The organism is Frondihabitans sp. 762G35 (genome assembly GCF_002074055.1).
Classification (GTDB): domain Bacteria; phylum Actinomycetota; class Actinomycetes; order Actinomycetales; family Microbacteriaceae; genus Frondihabitans.
The window spans coordinates 1486340-1508517 of record NZ_CP014619.1 but is presented as its reverse complement, the minus strand read 5'-3'; the positions used below and the strand labels follow the sequence as shown (position 1 = coordinate 1508517).

The 22178-nt window shown below is 69.3% G+C and carries 15 protein-coding genes and 1 tRNA gene; 13 read left to right on the top strand and 3 right to left on the bottom strand.

Features of this window, described 5'->3' with window-relative positions; genetic code table 11:
* Positions 1-55 precede the first annotated feature (55 nt).
* The 4 genes from gltB to AS850_RS07230 all read left to right on the top strand — a co-directional run bounded on the left by gltB (position 56) and on the right by AS850_RS07230 (position 8406).
* Positions 56-4627: a glutamate synthase large subunit gene (gene gltB / locus AS850_RS07245; RefSeq protein WP_119868501.1), complete on the top strand. Its 4572-nt coding sequence runs from the start codon at positions 56-58 to the stop codon at positions 4625-4627.
* Positions 4620-6080, top strand: coding sequence for a glutamate synthase subunit beta (locus AS850_RS07240; RefSeq protein WP_119868500.1), 1461 nt, complete (start codon positions 4620-4622; stop codon positions 6078-6080). Before gltB ends, AS850_RS07240 begins: the two co-directional genes overlap by 8 nt.
* Before the next feature lie 128 nt (positions 6081-6208).
* Complete coding sequence (pyk, locus tag AS850_RS07235) at positions 6209-7654, top strand: pyruvate kinase (protein ID WP_119868499.1); 1446 nt, start codon at positions 6209-6211, stop codon at positions 7652-7654.
* A gap of 131 nt (positions 7655-7785) precedes the next feature.
* Positions 7786-8406: a hypothetical protein gene (locus AS850_RS07230; RefSeq protein WP_119868498.1), complete on the top strand. Its 621-nt coding sequence runs from the start codon at positions 7786-7788 to the stop codon at positions 8404-8406.
* 176 nt (positions 8407-8582) lie between these two features.
* On the opposite strand, the gene AS850_RS07225 is transcribed toward AS850_RS07230, so the two are convergent.
* On the bottom strand, positions 8583-8786 hold the full coding sequence (locus AS850_RS07225; protein WP_119868497.1) for a cold-shock protein: 204 nt from the start codon (positions 8784-8786) through the stop codon (positions 8583-8585).
* A 238-nt stretch (positions 8787-9024) separates the two neighbouring features.
* A tRNA-Leu gene (locus AS850_RS07220) sits at positions 9025-9107 on the bottom strand.
* Between the two features lie 39 nt (positions 9108-9146).
* On the opposite strand from AS850_RS07220, the gene AS850_RS16490 reads away from it, so the two are divergent.
* Both AS850_RS16490 and AS850_RS07210 read left to right on the top strand, forming a co-directional pair.
* Complete coding sequence (locus tag AS850_RS16490; protein ID WP_146900783.1) at positions 9147-9752, top strand: ANTAR domain-containing response regulator; 606 nt, start codon at positions 9147-9149, stop codon at positions 9750-9752.
* A 65-nt stretch (positions 9753-9817) separates the two neighbouring features.
* Complete coding sequence (locus AS850_RS07210; protein ID WP_119868495.1) at positions 9818-10948, top strand: epoxide hydrolase family protein; 1131 nt, start codon at positions 9818-9820, stop codon at positions 10946-10948.
* Positions 10949-10957: 9 nt separating this feature from the next.
* On the opposite strand, the gene AS850_RS07205 is transcribed toward AS850_RS07210, so the two are convergent.
* Positions 10958-11302 (bottom strand): PaaI family thioesterase, encoded by a 345-nt coding sequence (locus AS850_RS07205; RefSeq protein ID WP_119870198.1) that lies wholly within the window; start codon positions 11300-11302, stop codon positions 10958-10960.
* Between the two features lie 184 nt (positions 11303-11486).
* Between AS850_RS07205 and polA the strand changes: the two genes are divergently transcribed.
* The 7 genes from polA (at position 11487) to AS850_RS07170 (ending at position 22122) form a co-directional block, all read left to right on the top strand.
* Positions 11487-14165 (top strand): DNA polymerase I, encoded by a 2679-nt coding sequence (gene polA, locus AS850_RS07200; protein ID WP_119868494.1) that lies wholly within the window; start codon positions 11487-11489, stop codon positions 14163-14165.
* 141 nt (positions 14166-14306) lie between these two features.
* Positions 14307-14618, top strand: coding sequence for a PTS lactose transporter subunit IIB (locus tag AS850_RS07195; RefSeq protein ID WP_119868493.1), 312 nt, complete (start codon positions 14307-14309; stop codon positions 14616-14618).
* Between the two features lie 44 nt (positions 14619-14662).
* Positions 14663-16381, top strand: coding sequence for a DUF885 domain-containing protein (locus tag AS850_RS07190; RefSeq protein ID WP_119868492.1), 1719 nt, complete (start codon positions 14663-14665; stop codon positions 16379-16381).
* 243 nt (positions 16382-16624) lie between these two features.
* Entirely contained in the window at positions 16625-18076 is a 1452-nt protein-coding gene (gene rpsA, locus AS850_RS07185) for a 30S ribosomal protein S1 (RefSeq protein WP_119870197.1), read from the top strand.
* A gap of 320 nt (positions 18077-18396) precedes the next feature.
* On the top strand, positions 18397-19023 hold the full coding sequence (gene coaE / locus AS850_RS07180) for a dephospho-CoA kinase (protein ID WP_119868491.1): 627 nt from the start codon (positions 18397-18399) through the stop codon (positions 19021-19023).
* Positions 19024-19130: 107 nt separating this feature from the next.
* On the top strand, positions 19131-21197 hold the full coding sequence (uvrB, locus tag AS850_RS07175) for an excinuclease ABC subunit UvrB (RefSeq protein ID WP_119868490.1): 2067 nt from the start codon (positions 19131-19133) through the stop codon (positions 21195-21197).
* On the top strand, positions 21187-22122 hold the full coding sequence (locus AS850_RS07170; RefSeq protein WP_119868489.1) for an SDR family NAD(P)-dependent oxidoreductase: 936 nt from the start codon (positions 21187-21189) through the stop codon (positions 22120-22122). Before uvrB ends, AS850_RS07170 begins: the two co-directional genes overlap by 11 nt.
* The last annotated feature ends 56 nt before the right edge of the window (positions 22123-22178 follow it).

The following is a 22178-nucleotide window of genomic DNA, read 5'->3' as shown; positions in this document are numbered from 1 at the left end:
GCCCCGCCCTGCACTAGTTTTCGTCTACTAGTCATTTTCGTGAGGACGGATCGACATGGCTCTCACGCCAGCGCACCAGACATTCAGCAGCATCCCCGCCGCCCAGGGTCTCTACGACCCTGCCCAGGAGAAGGACGCCTGCGGCCTCGCCATGGTCGCCACGCTCCGGGGCACCCCGGGCCACGACATCATCGACGCCGCCCTCGGCGCCCTGCGCAACCTGGAGCACCGCGGCGCGGTCGGCTCCGACGCGGGCACCGGCGACGGCGCGGGCATCCTGATGCAGGTCCCCGACGCGTTCTTCCGCGAGGTCGTCGAGTTCGAGCTGCCCGCCGCCGGCCACTACGCCGTCGGCATCGGCTTCCTGCCGACCGACGACCAGGAGCGTCGTGAGCTGAAGCACGCGCTCGAGACGCTCGCCGCGAGCGAGTCGCTCCGCGTCGTCGGCTGGCGCGACGTCCCGGTGCGCCCGCACGAGCTCGGCACCCTGTCGCGCAACGCCATGCCCGCGTTCGAGCAGCTCTTCGTCGCGTCCGCCCACGGCGAGCAGCGCCTCGAGGGTCTCGCGCTCGACCGGCTCGCCTTCCGCTTCCGCAAGAGGGCCGAGCGCGAGCTCGGCGCCTACTTCACGTCGCTCTCGAGCCGGACCATGGTCTACAAGGGCATGGTCACGACGCTCCAGCTCGAGCCCTTCTACCCCGACCTCTCCGACGAGCGGGTCGCCTCGAAGCTCGCGATCGTCCACTCCCGCTACTCGACCAACACGTTCCCGTCGTGGCCGCTCGCCCAGCCGTTCCGCATGATCGCGCACAACGGCGAGATCAACACGGTGCGGGGCAACCGCAACTGGATGCGCGCCCGCCAGTCGCAGCTCGAGTCGGAGCTCGTCGGCGACCTCACGCCCCTCATGCCCATCGTGAGCCCCGGCAACAGCGACTCCGCCTCGTTCGACGAGGTCGTGGAGCTCCTCAGCCTCACCGGTCGGTCGCTCCCGCACGCGATCATGATGATGGTGCCGGAGGCGTGGGAGAACCAGGTCGGCATCGACCCCGTCCTCCGCGACTTCTACGAGTACCACTCGATGCTCATGGAGCCGTGGGACGGCCCCGCCGCCATCACCTTCACCGACGGATCGCTCGCCGGTGCGACGCTCGACCGCAACGGTCTCCGCCCGGGGCGCTACCTCGTCACGGACGACGGTCTCGTCGTGCTCGCGAGCGAGATCGGCGTCATCGACATCGACCCCGCCAAGGTCGTCCGCAAGGGCCGTCTGCGCCCCGGCAAGATGTTCCTCGTCGACACCGAAGCCGGCCGCATCATCGAGGACGACGAGATCAAGCAGCAGCTCGCCTCCTCCGAGGAGTACGGCGAGTGGCTGGAGATGGGACGCATCCACCTCAAGGACCTCCCGGAGCGCGAGCACATCGTTCACACTCCGGCGTCCGTGACGAGGCGCCAGCGCACCTTCGGCTACACGGAGGAGGAGGTCCGCATCCTGCTGACCCCCATGGCCCGCACCGGCGCCGAGCCCCTCGGCGCGATGGGCAGCGACACCCCCATCGCCGTGCTCTCCGACCGACCGCGTCTGCTCTTCGACTACTTCACGCAGCAGTTCGCGCAGGTGACGAACCCGCCGCTCGACTCGATCCGCGAGGCCGTCGTCACGTCGTTGAAGCTCGGCCTCGGGCCGGAGCGCAACCTCCTCGCGGCGACGCCCGAGCACGCCCGACAGGTGATCCTCGACTTCCCCGTCATCGACAACGACGAGCTTGCGAAGATCCAGCACATCGACCCCCACGCAGGATCCCGCCTGACGACGACCCTGCGCGGCCTCTACCGCGTCGACCAGGGCCCCCGCGCCATGGAGGACCGCATCGCCGAGCTCTGCCGCGAGGTCGACGAGGCGATCGAGGAGGGCACGGCGTTCATCGTCCTCTCCGACCGCGACTCGACGGCGGACCACGCTCCGATCCCGTCGCTCCTGATGCTCGCCGCGGTCCACCACCACCTGATCCGCACCGAGAACCGCATGAAGGTCGGGCTCATCGTGGAGGCGGGCGACGTCCGCGAGGTCCACCACGTCGCGACCCTGATCGGCTACGGCGCCTCGGCGATCAACCCCTACCTGGCCATGGAGACGTGCGAGAACCTCGTGCGCGGCGGCATGATCACCGGCATCTCGCCGGAGCAGGCCGTTAAGAACGTGATCAAGGCGCTCGGCAAGGGCGTGCTCAAGATCATGTCGAAGATGGGCATCTCGACGGTGTCGTCCTACGCCGCGGCGCAGGCCTTCGAGGCGGTCGGACTCAGCCACGAGTTCGTCGACACCTACTTCACCGGCACCTCGACGCGCCTCGGCGGCGTCGGGATCGACGTCATCGCGAACGAGAACGCGCAGCGCCACCTCAGCGCCTACCCGGCCGACGGCGCGACGGCGGCGCACGAGCGCCTCCAGACCGGCGGCGAGTACCAGTGGCGCCGCGAGGGGCCGCCCCACCTGTTCAACCCGGAGACCGTCTTCCGACTGCAGCACGCCACCCGCACGAGGCGCTACGACATCTTCCGCGAGTACACGAAGATGGTCGACGACCAGGCCGAGAACCTCATGACGCTGCGCGGTCTGTTCACGCTGCGCACGGGCATCCGGCCCGTCGTGCCCCTCGACGAGGTCGAGTCGGTCGCGTCGATCGTCAAGCGCTTCTCCACCGGCGCGATGAGCTACGGCTCCATCTCGCAGGAGGCCCACGAAACGCTCGCCATCGCGATGAACCGCCTCGGCGGCAAGTCCAACACGGGCGAGGGCGGCGAGGACGTGGAGCGGCTCCTCGACCCCGAGCGTCGCAGCGCCGTGAAGCAGGTCGCGTCGGGCCGGTTCGGCGTGACGAGCATGTACCTCACCTACGCCACCGACATCCAGCTGAAGATGGCTCAGGGTGCCAAGCCCGGCGAGGGCGGTCAGCTCCCGCCGTCGAAGGTCTACCCCTGGGTGGCGCGCACGCGTCACGCCACCCCCGGCGTCGGCCTCATCTCGCCGCCGCCGCACCACGACATCTACTCGATCGAAGACCTCAAGCAGCTGATCTTCGACGTCAAGCGGGCCAACCCGACCGCGCGCGTCCACGTCAAGCTCGTGTCGCAGTCGGGCATCGGCGCGGTCGCCGCGGGGGTGACGAAGGCCCTCGCCGACGTCGTCCTCGTCTCCGGCCACGACGGCGGGACGGGCGCGAGCCCGCTCAACTCGCTGAAGCACGCCGGCACCCCGTGGGAGATCGGGCTGGCCGAGACGCAGCAGACGCTCATGCTCAACGGCATGCGCGACCGCGTCGTCGTGCAGGTCGACGGCCAGATGAAGACGGGTCGCGACGTCATCGTCGCGGCGCTGCTGGGAGGCGAGGAGTTCGGTTTCGCGACCGCACCCCTGGTGGTCTCCGGCTGCATCCTGATGCGCGTCTGCCACCTCGACACCTGCCCCGTCGGCGTCGCCACCCAGAACCCGGAGCTGCGCAAGCGCTTCACGGGCAAGGCGGAGTACGTCGTCAACTTCTTCGAGTTCTTGGCGCAGGAGGTGCGCGAATACCTCTCCGCGCTCGGCTTCCGCTCGCTCGACGACGCGATCGGCCACAGCGAACTGCTGGGCGTCGACCGCGCCGTCGACCACTGGAAGGCCTCGGGCCTCGACCTGGAGCCGGTCCTCGTCGGCCCGGTCTTCTCCGACGACGAACCGCGCCGCAACCGCGTCGCGCAGGACCACGAGCTCGAGAAGCACTTCGACAACCAGCTCATCGCGGCGACCTCCGAGGTATTGGAGGCGGGCGGCAGGATCGAGCTGACGCTTCCCATCCGCAACACGGAGCGGGCCGTCGGCACGATGCTCGGGCACGAGGTGACCGTCCGCCACGGCGAGCACGGCCTCCCCACGGGCAGCAGCATCGACATCACCCTTATCGGCTCGGCGGGGCAGTCCCTCGGGGCGTTCCTCCCGGGCGGCATCACGCTGCGCCTCGAGGGTGACAGCAACGACTACGTCGGCAAGGGCCTCTCCGGCGGCACCGTCGTCGTCCGTCCGCCGCGCACGGCCACGTTCGCGGCCGAGGAGAACGTCATCGCCGGCAACGTGATCGGCTACGGCGCGACGCAGGGCAGCATGTTCATCCGCGGGATCGTGGGGGAGCGCTTCCTCGTCCGCAACTCGGGTGCGAGCGCCGTCGTCGAGGGGGTGGGCGACCACGCTCTCGAGTACATGACGGGCGGACTCGCCGTCATCCTCGGGACGACCGGGCGCAACCTCGGCGCCGGGATGAGCGGCGGCACCGCCTACGTCCACCGCCTCGAACGCGAGAACGTCAACGACGACGCGCTGTCGACGGGGGAGCTCCTGCTGGAGCCTCTCGGCAGCGCCGACATCGAGATCCTGACCGACCTGCTCCAGCGCCACCTGGCCGAGACGGGCTCGGTGGTCGCCGAGCGGCTCCTGCTCGACGTCGAGAAGACGGCGGAAGAGTTCGTGAAGGTCCTGCCCCGCGACTACGCGGCGGTCATGCTCACCCGGAAGACGGCGGTCGACGAGGGGCTCGACCCCGACGGCGACGAAGTCTGGAACAGAATCATGGAGGTGACCGGTGGCTGACCCGAAGGGCTTCCTCAAGGTCCAGCAGCGCGAGCTGCCCAAGCGTCGACCCGTCTCCGTCAGGCTCATGGACTGGAAAGAGGTCTACGAGCAGCAGGAGTCGGGCGAGCTCCGCCGCCAGGCCGGCCGCTGCATGGACTGCGGCGTCCCGTTCTGCCACCAGGGCTGCCCCCTCGGGAACCTCATCCCCGAGTGGAACGACCTCATGTGGCGCGGCGAGGGCCGCCAGGCGATCGAGCGCCTGCACGCGACGAACAACTTCCCGGAGTTCACCGGGCGGCTCTGCCCCGCCCCGTGCGAGTCGTCCTGCGTGCTCGGGATCAACCAGCCGCCCGTGACCATCAAGCAGGTCGAGGTCTCGATCATCGACCAGGCCTTCCAGAACGGCTGGGTCACCCCCCACCCGCCGGAGCGCCTCACCGGCAAGACCGTCGCCGTCGTCGGCTCCGGTCCCGCCGGTCTCGCCGCCGCCCAGCAGCTCACCCGCGCGGGCCACACCGTCGCCGTCTACGAGCGGGACGACCGCATCGGCGGGCTGCTCCGCTACGGGATCCCCGACTTCAAGATGGAGAAGAAGCAGCTGGAGCAGCGGCTCGCCCAGATGCAGGCCGAGGGCACCCGCTTCCGGGCCGGCGTCGAGATCGGCGTCGACATCACCTGGGACGATCTCCGCGCCCGCTACGACGCGGTCATCGTCGCCACGGGTGCGACCGTCCCGCGCGACCTCCCGATCCCGGGCCGCGACCTCGCCGGAGTGCACTTCGCCATGGAGTACCTCGTCGAGCAGAACCGCGTCGGCGCGGGGGAGTCGATCCCCGACCAGATCTCCGCGGAGGGCAAGCACGTGGTCGTCCTCGGTGGCGGCGACACCGGTGCCGACTGCATCGGGACGTCGCACCGCCAGGGCGCCCTCTCGGTGACGAACCTCGCGATCGGCAAGCAGCCGCCGCAGGAGCGTCCCGAGGACCAGCCGTGGCCGATGGCTCCGACCCTCTTCGAGGTCTCGAGCGCGCACGAGGAGGGCGGGGAGCGCATGTACCTCGCGTCCACCGTCGAATTCCTGGCGAACGAGGTCGGCGAGGTCCGGGCCATCCGGGTCGCGGAGACCGAGTTCGTCGACGGCCGCCGCGTCCCGAAGTCGGGAACCGAGCGCGAGATCCCCGCCGACCTGGTCCTGCTGGCCCTCGGCTTCACCGGTCCGGAGCGGGAAGCGCTGGAGCAGCAGCTCCGCGTCCCGTTCGACTCGCGCGGCGCCATCGAGCGCGATGCGCGCTACGAGACCGGCGAGGCCGGCGTGTTCGTCACCGGCGATGCCGGTCGCGGCCAGTCCCTCATCGTCTGGGCGATCGCGGAGGGCCGCGCGACGGCCGCCGCGGTCGACACCTACCTGGAGGGCACGACCTCGCTGCCGTCCCCGGTGAAGCCCACCGACCGTCCGATCTCGGTCTTCTGAGCCGTCCGGCATCCTCCCGAGTTCGCGCTCCTGTCGCCTCCCGGTTACGGGAGACGGCATCGGCGGGAATAGGGTGGGGTGACGCGAACGTTGCGTCGCCCCGCGAAACCACCCCTACGAAGGAACACATGAGACGTGCAAAGATCGTCGCCACCCTCGGGCCGGCGACGTCGAGCTATGAAGACATCCGCGGCATCATCGATGCCGGTGTCGATGTAGCGCGGATGAACCTCAGCCACGGCACCTACGACGTCCACCAGGGCGTGTACGAGAACGTGCGCAAGGCCGCCGCCGACTCGGGTCGGGCCGTCGCCGTCCTCGTCGACCTCCAGGGGCCCAAGATCCGCCTCGGCAAGTTCTCCGACGGACCGCACGAGCTCAGCGTCGGCGACATCTTCAAGATCACGATCGACGACATCCTCGGCACGAAGGAGATCTGCGGAACGACCTTCAAGGGCCTTCCGCAGGACGTCAAGGCGGGCGACCCCCTCCTCATCGACGACGGCCGCGTGAAGCTGCGCGTCATCGAGACCGACGGCACCGTCGTCACCACCGAGGTCGTCGTCGCCGGCACGGTCTCCAACAACAAGGGCATCAACCTGCCCGGCGTGGCCGTCAACGTGCCCGCCCTCTCCGACAAAGACGAGGCCGACCTCCGCTGGGGCCTCGACCTCGGCGCGGACTTCATCGCCCTGTCGTTCGTCCGCAACGCCGACGACATCGTGCGTGTGCACGAGATCATGGCCGAGGTGGGCCGCAAGGTCCCCGTCTACGCCAAGATCGAGAAGCCGCAGGCGGTCGACAACCTCGAGTCGATCATCGACGCCTTCGACGGCATCATGGTCGCCCGCGGCGACCTCGGCGTCGAGCTCCCCCTCGAGGCCGTGCCGATCGTCCAGAAGCACGCCATCGAGCTCTCCCGCCGCATGGCGAAGCCGGTCATCGTCGCCACGCAGATGCTCGAGTCGATGATCTCGAGCCCGATCCCGACCCGCGCCGAGACGTCCGACGTCGCCAACGCCGTCCTCGACGGCACCGACGCGGTGATGCTGAGCGGCGAGACGAGCGTGGGGGAGTACCCCGTCGTCACCGTGCAGACCATGGCGCGCATCGTCCAGTCCACCGAGGAGCACGGCCTCGAGCGCATCCCCGCGCTCGGCACGAAGCCCCGCACCCTCGGCGGCGCGATCACCCTGGCCGCGGCCGACGTGGGCGAGTTCGTCCAGGCGCGCTACGTCTGCGTCTTCACCGAGGGCGGCGACTCGGTCCGCCGCATGTCGCGCCTCCGCCACGCGATGCCGATCATCGCGTTCGCCACCGACGAGGCCATCCGCCGTCGCATGGCGATGAGCTGGGGCGTGCAGTCCTACCTGGTCGACCCCGTCACGCACACCGACGCCATGTTCAGCCAGGTCGACGACGTCCTCCTCGGCAACGGCCTCGCCGATCACGGCGACAAGGTCGTCGTCATCTCCGGGTCCCCTCCCGGGATCGCGGGATCGACCAACGACCTGCGCGTGCACCGGGTCGGCGACGCCCACAACGAGGCGGCCCCGGCCTACGCCAAGTCGTAGCCGCGCCGACCCGTCCGGGTCTCAGGTCCGAAGGCCGGTGTCTCCTCGCGAGGCGCCGGCCTTCGGCGTTCCAGCCGTGACCTGCCTGAGACTCGGGCCCCGCGGGGCGACCCGTCCCTAGGATCGAGGTCATGGCGGTCGACGGTTCGCACCCGGGATGCTTCGTCCACGCGACGAGGCTCTACGCCGTGCCGTCCGACTCCGGATTCGACGTCGACTCGACCCGCGACAGCTACCTCCGGGCGTCCGTCAGCCGTGATCGCCATCTCCGCTCGCACCTGTCCCAGGGCGTCCTGCTCGGCGGGCTCGCCGGAGGCCTCTTCCTGACGGTGGCCGCGCGGTTCGGCGCCCGGGTCGACCAACCGGCCGCCCTGATCCTGCTCTTCGTCTTCGGCTTCGCGGTCGGCGTGGCGGCCGGCATCGGGATCCGCCTGCAGCAGCCCGACCTGCCACCCCGGGTCGAGGGGGAGCGCCTGCCCGCCGTGGAGGTTCCCGTCGAGATCGCGGGTCGAGCCCCCGCCGACGCGACCGCCGACGAGCTCGTCCTCTGGAGCCTCCTGCTCCGCCGTCTCCGTGCGGCCCGCGTCGCCGTCGACGAGATCCCCTTCGCGCAGGATGCCCCGGCCGCGGCCACCACGACCGGCACCGTCTCCACCGCGGGCGTCGGCGCCCTCGCCGAGCTGTCCTACCTCACGGCGCGGAACGACTTCGCCCCGGTCGCGGAACTCCTGGGGCTGCCCCTTCCCGACTGAGGTCGAGCGGTGCGGGGCGGTGCGGAGGCGGCTTCGCCGGCGGCGCGGTGTCCGGGCGCACGAATCCGGGCACATGAGTCCGGGCCCACGAGTCGGGGCGCACGAAAAAGCCCCGGGCGATCACTCGCCCGGGGCTTGAAGCACGATGGCGGCCGGAGCCGCCATCGCACGGAAGACTAGAGAACGCGGATGTTCTCGGCCTGAAGACCCTTGTTGCCCTGAGCCGTCTCGAACTCGACCTTCTGGTTCTCCTCGAGGTTGCGGTAGCCGTCGCCGGCGATCGCGGAGAAGTGCGCGAACACGTCAGTGGTTCCGTCGTCGGGGGTGATGAAGCCGAAGCCCTTTTCGGAGTTGAACCACTTCACGGTGCCTGTTGCCATTTTTCTTATTCCTTCAATCAGAGGTTTCGATCCCGACTGTCGAGATCGCTCGTCGCGGTGCTTTTGTCCGCTCCCTCTTAGAACGACACGCAGACCCCTGATTCACATCAGGAGAAAGCCCGTCGCGAAGTACAAATGCGTAACACAACAACCAGTGCGGTTCACACTATCTCAGGCTGGGCCGAAGTGGCACCCGAACGGCCAAAGAAGTCGATATGAGTCTTCGGATCGGGTCGAGTGCCGGATGTGGGACTCGAACCCACACGCCCTCTCGGACAGAGCATTTTGAGTGCTCCGCGTCTGCCATTCCGCCAATCCGGCGCACCACAACCGGAGAAACAATACCGTAGGCTTGTGTTTGTGAGTGACCAGGAAGCAACACCAGCAGCGCCCCGTCGCGTCGTCGTGGCGGAAGACGAGAGCCTCATCCGCCTCGACATCGTGGAGATCCTCCGCGACAACGGTTTCGAGGTCGTCGGCGAGGCCGGCGACGGCGAGACCGCCGTGGCCCTCGCGACGGAGCTCCGACCCGACCTCGTCATCATGGACGTCAAGATGCCCAAGCTCGACGGCATCTCCGCGGCCGAGACGCTGAGCAAGAACCACATCGCCCCGGTCGTCCTGCTCACCGCCTTCAGTCAGAAGGAGCTCGTGGAGCGCGCCAGCGAGGCCGGAGCACTGGCCTACGTCGTCAAGCCGTTCACGCCCAACGACCTCCTCCCCGCGATCGAGATCGCCCTCTCGCGGTACACCCAGATCATCACCCTCGAGGCCGAGGTCGCCGACCTGGTCGAGCGGTTCGAGACGCGCAAGCTCGTCGACCGCGCCAAGGGTCTCCTCAACGAGAAGATGGGGCTCACGGAGCCCGAGGCCTTCCGCTGGATCCAGAAGGCGTCGATGGATCGACGCCTCACCATGCACGACGTCGCCCAGGCGATCATCGAGCAGCTCAGCGTCAAGAAGTAGCCTTCCGCGTTCTCCTGTCGGAGGCTCTCGGTTCTCGTGTCGGAGGCTCGCGCTAGCGTCGGGCCATGACCGACCACACCCTCTTCGACGTCCCCGACGCCGATCTCGACGACCTCCGCGATCGGCTCCGACGCACGCGCTGGCCGAAACCGTGGCCCACGGTCGGCTGGGAGGCGGGCACAGACGCTGCCGTACTGCGTCGGCTCAGCGAGTACTGGGCCGACGGCTACGACTGGCGGGCCCACGAGCGAGAGCTCGCTGCGCTGCCCTCGCACATCGCCGAGGTGGCCGGAGCACCGCTCCACTACCTCCTCTTCGAGGCGGAGACGCCGGGCGCCCTTCCGATCGTCCTCACCAACGGCTGGCCCAGCACGTTCTACGAGCTCGTGTCGCTCGCTCGCCGCCTGTCCACCCCGTCGGAGTTCGGCGGACGGCCGGAAGACGCCTTCACCGTCGTCGTCCCGTCGATTCCCGGCTTCGCGCTCACACCGCAGCGGGAGTCGCTCGTCGCGCCCGTCCACACGCACGATCTGTGGCACGCGCTCATGCACGACCACCTCGGATTCGACCGCTACGCCGCTCACAGGGGCGACCTCGGGGCCGGCATCACCTCCCGGCTCGCCGAAGCGCACCCGGAGGCGCTGGTCGGCATCCACCTCATGGCCGTCGCCTCACCGGCAGATCCGGGCCCCGACGCGGTGACGCCCGAGGAGCGGACCTACCTCGACGACGTGGCGAGGTGGTCGACCGAGGAGGGCGCCTACGCCCACCAGCAAAGAACGCGTCCCGTCTCGCTGGCCTACGGTCTCAACGATTCCCCGGTGGGGCTCCTGGCCTGGATCCTCGAGAAGTACCGGGCCTGGAGCGACTGTCACGGCGACGTCTCGAGCCGGTTCAGCGACGACTTCCTGCTCACCCAGGCGTCTCTGTACTGGTTCGCCGAGTCGATCTCGACATCGTTCCGGCCCTACTACGAGTCGGGCGCGGGCATCACACCACCCGTGCGGAGGGTCGACGTGCCGACGGCGATCGCCCTCTTCCCCCGTGACATCGCCCGTCCGCCGCGCAGTTGGGCCGAGCGCACGTACGACGTCCGGCGCTACACCGAGTTCGACCGCGGAGGCCACTTCGCTCCGATCGAGGAGCCCGACCTCCTGGCCGACGACCTCCGCGCCTTCTTCGGCCCCCTGCGCTGAGAAGGCGGGTCAGGCGTCGCGCAGGATGTTCGTGATCCGCACCGTCGACAGGCGACGGCCCTGCTCGTCCGTCAGCACGATCTCGTGCGTCGTGAGCGTCCGCCCCAGATGGATCGCGGTGCACGTGCCGGTGACGGTGCCCGTCGCGATCGAGCGGCTGTGACTAGCGTTCAGTTCGATGCCCATCGCGATGCGGCCCGGGCCGGCGTGCACACTGGCGGCCATCGACCCGAGCGACTCCGCCAGGACGACGTGAGCGCCCCCGTGCAGGATCCCCACCGGCTGCCGGTTGCCCTCGACGGGCATCGTCGCCACGACGCGCTCGGCGCTCAGCTCGACGATCTCGATGCCCATCTTCTCGGCGAGTTCGCCGGCACCGCGGCGCTCCAGGAAGGCGAGGCCGTCGGCGCTCGATCCGGAGGCGTCTGAACGGCTCGTGGTGCTCTCGGACAAGGCGACTCCCGGTGATCTCGACGTGCGATGGCGGGGTCCCGAGACCGGCCGCGACAGTGTCGGAGGCGGCCGCTAGGCTGGCGACGTGCCTTCCGCAGCAAAGCCTACCCTCCTCGTGATCGACGGCCACTCCCTCGCATTCCGGGCGTTCTACGCCCTCCCGGTCGACAGTTTCGTCAACCGCGAGGGGCAGCACACCAACGCCATCCACGGCTTCATCTCGATGCTGCTGAACCTGCTCAAGAACGAGAAGCCCACCCACCTGGCCGTCGCCTTCGACATCTCCCGCTACTCGTTCCGCACGCGCGAGTACCCCGAGTACAAGGGCACGCGCTCCGAGACCCCCGCCGAGTTCGTGGGTCAGATCCCGCTCCTGCAGGAGGCCCTCCACGCGATGGGCATCACCACCATCACGAAGGAGGACTACGAGGCCGACGACATCCTCGCCACCCTCGCCAGTCGCGGCTCCGCCTCGGGCTACTCGGTCTTCGTCGTGTCGGGAGACCGGGACGCCATCCAGATGGTCAACGACGACGTGACCCTCCTCTACCCTTCGGCCCGCGGCGTCACCGACCTCACCCGCTACGACCGCGACAAGGTCTACGAGCGCTACGGAATCGAGCCGCACCAGTACCCCGAGATCGCGGCGCTCGTCGGCGAGTCGAGCGACAACCTGATCGGCGTCGACAAGGTCGGCGAGAAGACCGCCGTCAAGTGGATCACCCAGTTCGGCTCCCTCGAGGAGGTCATCGCCCACCGCGACGAGATCAAGGGTGTCGTCGGCGACCGGCTCCGAGAGCAGTACGAGCGGGCCGAGCGCAACCGGCGCCTGAACCGCCTCGTGACCGACGTCGAACTGCCCGTCGGCCCCGACGACCTCGAGCGCCGCCCCATCGACGTGGCGGCCGTCCGCGAGGTCTTCGACCGACTGCAGTTCCGCACGCTGCTCGAGCGAGTCACCGCCCTCGCCGACGGCACGGGCGCAGGAGCCGCGGGCGGCGCCGCCGCGCCCGTCGCCGAGCCGACCGGTCCGGTCGCCCCCGTGGTCCGCACGCTCATCGACGAGGAGTTGGCGCATTGGCTCCGCACTCACGCCGGCCCCGAGCATCCTGCCGTCGGCGTCGCCGTCGACTACGGCCCCGACGGCACCGTGACCGGCCTCGGCATCGCGGCGTCCGACGACTCGGTCCACGTGCCCTGGGCCAGCGGTCGCGGCGACTACCTCGCGCTCGAGTCCTGGCTCGTGGGCGACTCCCCGAAGGTCGTCCACGATGCCAAGCGCGCCTACAAGGCCCTCGTCAGGGCCGGGCTGGGCCTCGCGGGGCTGGCGGGCGACCCGCGTATCTCGGCGTGGCTCCTGCGGCCCGGCCGCACCTCCTTCGCCCTCGCCGATCTCGCCTACGAGCACCTCGGCGAGCGGCTGCCCACCGCCGACCCCAACCAGCTGGTCCCGGCGGAGGATGCCGGGGGAGTGGCCCTCGAGGCCTGGTTCGCCCTGCGCACCTCGGCCGAGATCGAGTCCACCCTCGACGAGGGATCGCTCCGAGTGCTGCGCACCATCGAGCTTCCGCTCGTGCCGGTGCTCGGAGACATGGAGCTGACCGGCGTGGCGACCGACCGCCCGGCTCTCCGCGGCCTGTCGGCCCGGCTGGCCGACACGGCGGCGACCCTGGCGGCCGAGGCGTTCGAGGTCATCGGCCGCGAGGTCAACCTCGGCTCGCCGAAGCAACTCCAGGAGGTGCTCTTCGAGCAGCTCGACATGCCGAAGACGCGCGCCATGAAGACGGGCTACTCCACCGACGCCGGCTCGCTCGCCGACCTGCAGGAGAAGCACCCTCACCCGTTCCTCGACCTGCTGCTCAAGCACCGAGACGCGACGAAGCTGCGTCAGATCATCGACACCCTCGACAAAGCCGTCGACGACGGCGGCCGGATCCACACCACCTACGACCAGACGGGTACGACGACGGGGCGCATCTCGTCGGTCGATCCCAACCTGCAGAACATCCCGGTCAAGACCGAGGTGGGGCACGCGATCCGGGCCACCTTCCGCCACTCCTCCGAGTACGAGACGCTCCTTACCGCCGACTACTCGCAGATCGAGATGCGCATCATGGCGCACCTCTCCGGCGACGAGGGGCTCATCACGGCGTTCACCGAGGGCGAGGACCTCCACCGCTTCGTCGGTTCCCGCATCTTCGGCGTCGAGCCCTCCGACGTCTCGCCTCTCATGCGCACGAAGGTCAAGGCGATGTCGTACGGCCTGGCTTACGGCCTCAGCGCGTTCGGCCTCTCCAAGCAGCTCCGCATCGAGACGGCCGAGGCCCGGCAGCTGATGACCGACTACTTCGCGCGGTTCGGAGCGGTCCGGGAGTACCTCCGCAACGTCGTCGAGCAGGCGCGAGACGACGGCTACACCGAGACGATCTTCGGTCGGCGCCGACCCTTCGCCGACCTCAAGTCGACCAACCGCGTCCTCCGCGAGAACGCGGAGCGCGCCGCGCTGAACGCGCCGATCCAGGGGTCGGCCGCCGACATCATGAAGATCGCCATGCTCGGCGTGCACGAGGAGCTCGTGGCGCGCGAGCTCCGCTCGCGCGTGCTCCTGCAGGTCCACGACGAGCTCATCGTCGAGGTCGCCGCGGGGGAGGCCGAGGAGATCGAAGACGTCGTCCGCCGCCGGATGGGCTCCGCGGCCGACCTGCGGGTCCCGCTCGACGTCTCGGTCGGGCTCGGTGAGAGCTGGGACGCCGCCGCGCACTGACTGCGCGACCGTCACCTCTCCCCGAGGGCGTCGCCGGGCCTGGACCCGGGCCGGCCGCCGGGGAGCATCATGGGGAGGCGTCCCGCCCGAGACCGCCACCCGGCCCGATCACACCGCACGACGTCCACGGAAGAGAGCACCATGACCACCCTCGATGGAGCCACCGTCACCAAGCTGATCGTCGCGTGCGATGCGGGGATGGGGTCGAGCATCCTGCTGGCCACGACCCTCAAGAAGCAGTTGAAGAAGAGCGGTGTCAGCGTCGAGCACGCCGCCGTGCGGGAGATCCCGGCCGACGCCGACGTCGTCGTGACCCAGAACAACCTCGCGGCCCGCGTGCGGGAGGTCGTGGCGGAGGGGGTTCCCGTGATCCCGTTCCAGCTCTTCCTGGGCGACCCCGCCGTCACCGCCGTCGTCGAGGCGATCCAGAACGGGACCACCGTAGAGGTCTGAACGACGACCGGAACGGCGTCGGTGGCCGTCGCTAGGCTCGACGCATGAGTTCTGAGAACGCCACCACCCCGCAGACCGCGGCACCTCGAGTGCCCACCCCCGTCGACGCGATCGCCGAGCGGTGGGTCGACACCCTGACCGACCTCGAGCCCACGCTCGCCACCTGGCTCGGTCGTCCGGGCCGGACCGGCGAGTACGGCGACCTCTCGCCTCGAGGTCAGGCCGCCTACATCAGCGCGGCCACGAGCACCCTCGCGGAGCTCCGCGCGACGGAGGCCGTCGACGCGGTCGACCGGGTCACGAAAGACGACCTCGAGTCCTCTCTCGCGCTCGACCTCGAGCACGACGCCCTGCGGCTCCCGCTGCGCGACCTCAACGTGATCGAGTCGCCGCCGCAGCGACTCCGCGACGTCCTCGACCTGATGCCCACCGAGACCGAGGCCGACTGGGCCGACGTCGCGTCGCGCCTGGGCGACCTCCCGCGCGCGATGGGCGGCTATCTCGAGACGCTCCGCCTCGGCATCGCGGAGGGCGTCGTCCCCGCGAAGCACCAGGTGCGTGCCGTCGCCGAGCAGGCCGACCGCCTCGCCGCGAGCGACGGATTCTTCCCGACGCTGGCGACGAGCGCGCGACTCGGCAGCGGCGACTCCCTTCCGGTGCCGCTGGCCGACGAGCTGACGTCCAACGCCGCCTCCGCCGCCGAGGCCTACGCGACCCTCGCGACCTTCCTGCGAGACGAGCTCCTGCCCGTGGCCGCCGACGAAGACGGGGTGGGCCGCGAGGCGTACGCCCTCCACTCCCGACGCTTCCTCGGCGCCACGATCGACCTGGACGAGACCTACGAGTGGGGCCTCGAAGAGCTCGCGCGGATGACGGCCGAGCAGGAGGCCATCGCCGACGCCATCGAGCCCGGGGCCTCGGTCGCCCGCGCCATCGAGGTGCTCGACGGAGACCCCGAGCGCGCCCTCGAGGGCACGGACGCCCTCCAGCGCTGGATGCAGTCCAAGAGCGATCAGGCCGTCGCCGAGCTCGCCGGCACCCACTTCGACATCCCCGACGAACTGCGCGCCCTCGAGTGCCGGATCGCCCCCACTCAGGAGGGCGGCATCTACTACTCTGGCCCGAGCGACGACTTCTCCCGCCCCGGCCGGATGTGGTGGTCGGTGCCCGTCGGCGTCACCCGCTTCAACACCTGGCGAGAGACCACGACCGTCTATCACGAGGGCGTTCCCGGTCACCACCTCCAGGTCGGCATGGCCACCTACAACCGCGCCACCCTCAACACCTACCGCCGCGCCATCGCGGGCACGTCGGGCCATGCCGAGGGGTGGGCGCTCTACGCGGAGCGGCTCATGGACGAGCTCGGCTACCTCAGCGACCCGGGCGACCGGCTCGGCATGCTCGACGGGCAGCGGATGCGAGCGGCCCGCGTCGTCCTCGACATCGGAGTGCACCTGGGCAAGCCGTTCCCGGGCACTCCCGGGGTCCCCGCCGGCGGCACCTGGAACGCCGAGAACGCCTTCGCCTTCATGAAGAACAACGTGAACATGGAGGAGGGCTTCGTCCGGTTCGAGGTCGATCGCTACCTCGGCTGGCCGGGGCAGGCGCCGTCCTACAAGGTCGGCCAGCGCATCTGGGAGGAGCTCCGCCGAGAGCTCGCCGACCGTGAGGGAGACTCCTTCGACGTGCGACGCTTCCACCGCGACGCCCTGGCGCTCGGCGGCGTCGGCCTCGACACGCTCCGACGCGCTCTGCTGTCCTGAGCGAGGGGCTCGGGGCCTCTCCCTCGCCCCGTCTTTCCGGCGATCCGGCCGTCCTGCGACACACGGCGGCCGGGTTGTCGAGGGTGGCCGCGAGACGTTAGACTCCACTGGCGCAAACTGCGTCGAATCATCCGCACGCCGCGATCCACCAACACTCCCTCACGCCGAGACCGTCCGAGAGACAGCCCTCCGCGTGCGAGACGGAGACCGGCCCGAGAAATGCCCAGCTGGAGCAACCACTACATGACAATCGTAACGACCAAGGCACCCAAGCAGGTCGCCGTCAACGACATCGGATCTGCTGAAGACTTCCTTGCCGCGGTCGAAAAGACTCTCAAGTTCTTCAACGACGGAGACCTCATCGAGGGCACCGTCGTCAAGATCGACCGCGACGAGGTCCTCCTCGACGTCGGGTACAAGACCGAAGGCGTCATCCCTTCGCGCGAACTCTCGATCAAGCACGACGTCGACCCCAGCGAGGTCGTCAACGTCGGCGACACGGTCGAGGCCCTCGTCCTCCAGAAGGAAGACAAAGAAGGTCGCCTGATCCTCTCCAAGAAGCGTGCTCAGTACGAGCGTGCCTGGGGAGACGTCGAGAAGATCAAGGACGCCGACGGCGTCGTCACCGGAACGGTCATCGAGGTCGTCAAGGGCGGCCTCATCGTCGACATCGGGCTCCGCGGCTTCCTCCCCGCGTCGCTCATCGAGCTGCGTCGTGTCCGCGACCTCACGCCCTACCTCGGGCAGGAGATCGAGGCCAAGATCCTCGAGCTCGACAAGAACCGCAACAACGTCGTCCTCTCGCGTCGCGCTCTCCTCGAGCAGACGCAGTCCGAGAGCCGCACGTCGTTCCTCAACAACCTCCACAAGGGCCAGGTCCGCAAGGGCGTCGTGTCGTCGATCGTCAACTTCGGTGCGTTCGTCGACCTGGGTGGCGTCGACGGTCTCGTCCACGTCTCCGAGCTCTCCTGGAAGCACATCGAGCACGCCTCCGAGGTCGTCGAGGTCGGGCAGGAAGTCACCGTCGAGATCCTCGAGGTCGACCTCGAGCGCGAGCGCGTGTCGCTCTCGCTCAAGGCCACCCAGGAGGACCCGTGGCAGGTCTTCGCCCGCACGCACGCCATCGGTCAGGTCGCGCCCGGCAAGGTCACGAAGCTGGTTCCGTTCGGTGCGTTCGTCCGCGTCGCCGACGGCATCGAGGGCCTCGTCCACATCTCCGAGCTCTCCGCCAAGCACGTCGAGCTCGCCGAGCAGGTCGTGTCGGTCGGCGACGAGGTGTTCGTCAAGGTCATCGACATCGACCTCGAGCGTCGCCGCATCTCGCTGAGCCTCAAGCAGGCCAACGAGGGTGTCGACCCCGAGGGCACCGAGTTCGACCCGGCGCTCTACGGCATGCTCACCGAGTACGACGACCAGGGGAACTACAAGTACCCCGAGGGCTTCGACCCGGAGACCAACGAGTGGCGCGAGGGCTTCGACGCCCAGCGCGAGAAGTGGGAGCAGGACTACGCTGCCGCCCAGGCTCGCTGGGAAGCGCACAAGAAGCAGGTCGCCGCGTCGCTCCTCGAGGAGACGACCACGTTCGACGTTCCCTCCGGTTCGTCGTTCTCGGCCGAGACCCCCTCGGGCGCCGGCACCCTCGCCGACGACGAGTCGCTCGCCGCGCTTCGCGAGAAGCTGTCGAACAACAACTAGTCACACCGCGAATGGCCGGTCGCCCCTATGGGGCGGCCGGCCATTCGGCGTTTGAGGCGCGCCCTGCGGGCGCCGCGGGGCCCGTCGCCCCTGGGGCGGCCGACGACCATGCCCGCCCGCGCGCCTGCTGCGACGGAGATCAGGCCTGAATAACGTCACGCAGGAGATCCGGCCGAGATCGCGCCGCCGGTCAGGTGACCGAGCGCAGAACCGACGGGTGGTCAGGAGCCCCGCCACGAGGCTCCTGCGTCAGGGTGCCCCCGAGCGGCCCTCGGCGCTCCGAGCCCGCCCCGCCACGAGCAGCCGACTATGCTCGACCCGTGTTCGTAGTGGGACTGACAGGCGGCATCGCCGCCGGCAAGACCGTCGTGGCGACGCGCCTCGGAGAACTGGGCGCCGCGGTCATCGACGCCGACCGCCTCGCCCGCGAGGTCGTCGAACCCGGGACCCCGGGGCTCGACGCCATCGCGGTGCGCTTCGGCCGCGGGATCCTGCTGCCCGACGGCAGCCTCGACCGACCGGCGCTCGGCTCCATCGTCTTCGCGGATCCTGCCGCGCGGAAGGACCTCGAGGCGATCACGCACCCCGCCGTGCACGAACTGAGCCAGCGACGGATGACCGAGGCGGTCCTCCACGATCCGGCGCGCGTCGTCGTCTACGACGTCCCGCTGCTCGTCGAGGCCCGGGGAACATCCGAGTTCGACACGATCGTCGTGGTCCACGCTCCGCGCGACACCCGCCTCGCCCGTCTGGTCGACCTCCGCAGGATGCCCGCCGTCGACGCCGCCCGACGCATCGACGCCCAGGCCACCGACGAGGAGCGCCTCGCGGTCGCCGACCACGTCGTCGACTCGTCCGGGTCGCTGGAGCAGACTCTCGCGCAGGTGGACGTCCTCTTCGGGGAGCTGGCCCGGGTGGCCGCCGCGAAAGCCGACCGCGGCGAGTAGTCCGCGTCTCCTGCGGGCCGTCGTGTTCGCTGTCAGCGACGACGGAGGAGGGCCAAGGAGCACCGGGGCCGGGCCGAGTGTCAGTGGTCGCTCGTAGACTCGATTCCATGGAACCGACTCGCAGTGTCCGCCCCTTCGAAGTGGTCAGCGAGTACCAGCCGAGCGGCGATCAGCCCGCCGCCATCGCTGAACTCGCCGGCCGCATCAACGCGGGCGAAACCGACGTGGTGCTGCTCGGCGCGACCGGTACGGGCAAGTCGGCGACGACCGCCTGGCTGGTCGAGGCCGTCCAGCGCCCGACGCTCGTGCTCGCGCACAACAAGACGCTGGCGGCGCAGCTCGCGAACGAATTCCGCGAGCTCTTCCCGAACAACGCCGTCGAGTACTTCGTCTCGTACTACGACTACTACCAGCCCGAGGCGTACGTGCCTCAGACAGACACCTTCATCGAGAAGGACTCCTCGATCAACGCCGAGGTCGAGCGCCTGCGTCACTCGACGACCAACTCCCTCCTGAGCCGACGCGACGTCATCGTCGTCTCCACCGTCTCCTGCATCTACGGTCTCGGTACTCCCGAGGGCTACATGGAGGCGATGATCGCCCTGCAGGTCGGCGAGAACATCAGCCGAGACACCCTCATCCGCCGCTTCGTCGCGATGCAGTACCAGCGCAACGACATCGACTTCTCCCGGGGCAATTTCCGCGTGCGCGGCGACACCATCGAGATCATCCCGATGTACGAGGAGCTGGCCATCCGCATCGAGATGTTCGGCGACGAGATCGAGGCGCTGTACTACCTCCATCCCCTCACCGGCGACGTCGTTCGCGAGATGGACGCCGTCTCCGTCTTCCCGGGGTCCCACTACGTCGCAGGCACCGACGTCATGCACCGGGCCATCGGCACCATCAAGGAGGAACTCGCCGGTCGCCTCAGCGAACTCGACAAGCAGGGCAAACTGCTCGAGTCGCAGCGCCTCCGGATGCGGACCACGTTCGACCTCGAGATGATGGAGCAGATCGGATTCTGCAACGGCATCGAGAACTACTCGCGCCACATCGACGGTCGCGTGGCGGGGGAGGCTCCGCACTGTCTCCTCGACTACTTCCCCGACGACTTCCTCGTCGTCATCGACGAGTCCCACGTCACCGTGCCGCAGATCGGTGCCATGTACGAGGGCGACGCATCCCGCAAGCGCACCCTCGTCGAGCACGGCTTCCGTCTCCCCAGCGCGCTCGACAACAGACCTCTCAAGTGGGAGGAGTTCCTCAACCGCGTCGGCCAGAAGGTCTACCTCTCCGCCACCCCGGGGCGTTACGAGCTCGGGATCACCGACAGCGTTGTGGAGCAGATCATCCGGCCCACCGGCCTCATCGATCCCAAGATCGTCGTCAAGCCCTCCGAGGGGCAGATCGACGACCTCCTGGAGGAGATCCACAAGAGGGTCGAGCTCAACGAGCGCGTCCTCGTCACCACTCTCACGAAGAAGATGTCGGAGGAGCTCACCGACTTCCTCACCGAGGCTGGTGTGCGGGTCCGCTATCTCCACTCCGACGTCGACACGCTGCGTCGCGTCGAACTGCTGACGGAGCTCCGCCAGGGCGTCTACGACGTCCTCATCGGCATCAACCTCCTCCGAGAGGGCCTCGACCTCCCGGAGGTCTCGCTCGTCTCGATCCTCGATGCCGACAAGGAGGGCTTCCTCCGCTCCTCGACATCGCTCATCCAGACCATCGGTCGTGCCGCCCGCAACGTGTCCGGCGAGGTGCACATGTATGCCGACCGGATGACCGACTCCATGAAGCAGGCCCTCGACGAGACCGAGAGGCGACGCGACAAGCAGATCGCCTACAACCTGGAGCGCGGCATCGATCCGCAGCCCCTGCGCAAGAAGATCGCCGACATCACCGCCGTCCTCGCCCGCGAGGGTGCTGACACGGCCGAGCTCCTCGCCGGGAGGAAGGGCTCGAAGCGCGCTCCCACACCGAACCTCCGGCGCGAGGGCAAGGCCGCGAGTGCGGCGAACGACATCGAGTCGATCATCGCCGACCTCAACGACCAAATGCTCCAGGCCGCCGCCGAACTCAAGTTCGAGCTGGCCGGCCGCCTCCGCGACGAGGTCGCCGAGCTCAAGAAAGACCTCCGCGGCATGGAGGCGGCGGGCCATGTCCGCTGACGAGGCGGGGGCCCACCGGCCCGACGTGGTGAAGCGGCCGCGCATCGTCATCACGGGCGCCAACGCGGGGCTGGGCTACTTCGCGGCCGAACAGCTGGCCGCCACCGGGGCGCGCGTCGTCTTGGCGTGCCGGAGCGAGACCAAGGCGCGCGCCGCGGTGGAGAGCATCCTGGCGCACGTCCCGGACGCCGACCTCGAGATCGTCGTCCTCGACCTGGCCGACCTCGAGTCGGTCCGGCGCTGTGCAGAACGCATCCTCTCGGGCGGTCCTGTCGACACTCTGGTCGCCAATGCGGGCGTGGTCGGATCCTCCCGGCGTCAGACGACGGTCGACGGCTTCGAACTGCAGTTCGGTACGAACCACCTGGGTCACTTCGCACTCGTGACGCGACTGCTGCCTGCTCTCACCGAAGCCGAGGCCGGGTGCATCGTCCACCTCGGCAGCATCAGCCATCGCTTCGTCCGGCTCGACCTCGACGATCCGATGATGGTGGCGAGGTACCGCGGCCACACGGCGTACGCGCGGAGCAAGCTCGCCGTGATGACCTTCGGGTTCGAACTCGATCGCCGGCTGCGCGAGGCGGGGTCCCCGGTCAGGAGCGTCGTGGCGCACCCGGGCTTCGCTCTGGACACGCTCACCGAGCGGCGTCCGGGCATCATCGCTCGACGACGACTTCCCGCACCCCTCGTCGGCCTCCTGCGCACCGTCTGCCAGGGCAAGGAGCAGGGGGCGAGGCCCCTGGCCTACGCGGCCGTGGGCACCGACGTCCAGGGCGGGGAATACTGGGGGCCGGACGGCTGGTTCCAGCTCACGGGAGCCCCCTCTCTCGTCCGCGCCAGGCCCCACACGCGCGACCGCCGAGCGGCGGCCCGGCTCTGGAACCTCTCGGCTCGCCTCACGCGCCTCCAGCCAGTCACGGCCTGACAACCTCCCTCACCGTCTTCCCTAGAATGGACAGAGTGTCGATTTCACCCACCACC

Bases quoted from the DNA above. Each gene is read 5' to 3' on its own strand.
- AS850_RS07205 (WP_119870198.1), bottom strand. From the start codon at position 11,302: ATGGGCATCGAGATCGTCGAGCTGAGCGCCGAGCGCGTCGTGGCGACG.
- AS850_RS07230 (WP_119868498.1), top strand. From the start codon at position 7,786: ATGGCGGTCGACGGTTCGCACCCGGGATGCTTCGTCCACGCGACGAGG.
- gltB (WP_119868501.1), top strand. From the start codon at position 56: ATGGCTCTCACGCCAGCGCACCAGACATTCAGCAGCATCCCCGCCGCC.
- AS850_RS07195 (WP_119868493.1), top strand. From the start codon at position 14,307: ATGACCACCCTCGATGGAGCCACCGTCACCAAGCTGATCGTCGCGTGC.
- uvrB (WP_119868490.1), top strand. From the start codon at position 19,131: ATGGAACCGACTCGCAGTGTCCGCCCCTTCGAAGTGGTCAGCGAGTAC.
- rpsA (WP_119870197.1), top strand. From the start codon at position 16,625: ATGACAATCGTAACGACCAAGGCACCCAAGCAGGTCGCCGTCAACGAC.
- AS850_RS07170 (WP_119868489.1), top strand. From the start codon at position 21,187: ATGTCCGCTGACGAGGCGGGGGCCCACCGGCCCGACGTGGTGAAGCGG.
- AS850_RS07190 (WP_119868492.1), top strand. From the start codon at position 14,663: ATGAGTTCTGAGAACGCCACCACCCCGCAGACCGCGGCACCTCGAGTG.
- pyk (WP_119868499.1), top strand. From the start codon at position 6,209: ATGAGACGTGCAAAGATCGTCGCCACCCTCGGGCCGGCGACGTCGAGC.
- AS850_RS07210 (WP_119868495.1), top strand. From the start codon at position 9,818: ATGACCGACCACACCCTCTTCGACGTCCCCGACGCCGATCTCGACGAC.
- AS850_RS07225 (WP_119868497.1), bottom strand. From the start codon at position 8,786: ATGGCAACAGGCACCGTGAAGTGGTTCAACTCCGAAAAGGGCTTCGGC.